We start from the raw sequence: 1,113 nt of genomic DNA on the forward strand, positions 1-1,113 counted from the left end.
TACTTAAAAATATGATCAAACAAATTAAAAAATTTCTAAATAGATTAGTAAACACTATCTATGGCTCTGAAACAATCGACTTTCAAACAAAGACAATCTTTAAATATATGCCTGGAAGAGATTATAATATAGAATCGATTGAAAAAAACTATTTCTTCTTTTCTAGACTTTCACAAGTAAATGATCCAGAAGATTGCACTATTAATCCCCTACCGGATTTATGGGGCACTACTAAGGAGGAAATTGAAAAGAAGATATTAGCGAACGCAAAGCCACAGGAAGTCGATAATTTAAAAAAATATGCGGCTAAATTAGCAAATGATAAATCCACCCAAAAAGAATACTTAGAACAATTAAAGCCAATACTTCAGGCAGATGATGACGATTATAAGAAAGGATTCAAAATGCTATGTCTTACAGAAAATTATCAATCCATACACATGTGGCAGAATTATTCGAGAAATAAAAAACCTATGGATGGATTTTGTATTGGATATGAATGTGAAATAGGAAACCCAGAAACTTTCGTACACATGCACAGGAAAAATAAGCTTAAAATTAAATTAGGTTCAGTCATTGATTCGGGAAAAAATCAAAGCTCGCTCTGCGCTTATGAAGTCTTTTATGGAGAAGACACATCAATTGCATACAATCCCTTCAAAAATAATAAAGAAGCATTATTACATTCATATTTTTACAAGAAATCTAAATGGTCACCTGAAGAAGAATTTAGGATATTGCTAACCGATGACCAAACAACGAACCCTACATTGCAAAGCATTCAATATGAAGAAGATAAACTTAAAATTGTAATATTCGGAAAAAATTGCGGAAGCAAAACAAGGAAAAAAATATTGGAAGCAATTTATCAAAATGGAAATTATAAAAATTTAAAATTTTATGAAGCTTCTCTAATTTGCGGGAAAATACGATTTAAAGAACTAAAACACTACGCATAACAGCGGGGAAACGCTGCGCTTCGGCACTTACGGCCTCGCTTGGGCTGTGCCACATTCCCTTTCTGTCACTCGTTTGCATCCGCAAACTACGTGCCAGTCCCTAACGTCTCTTCGAGACTCAGGGTCAGGGAACGTCGTCTCCCCTAGTTCGTTA

General features: G+C 34.1%; 1 protein-coding gene. It reads left to right on the top strand.

All coding sequences use genetic code 11. The features are described from left to right. Positions 1-959 (top strand): DUF2971 domain-containing protein (locus tag ND811_RS19305; RefSeq protein ID WP_265353622.1); only part of this gene is annotated, 959 nt, incomplete at its 5' end. Positions 960-1,113: the final 154 nt, after the last annotated feature.

Origin of the sequence: Leptospira soteropolitanensis (genome assembly GCF_026151655.1) — a bacterium.
GTDB classification, from domain to species: Bacteria; Spirochaetota; Leptospiria; order Leptospirales; family Leptospiraceae; genus Leptospira_A; species Leptospira_A soteropolitanensis.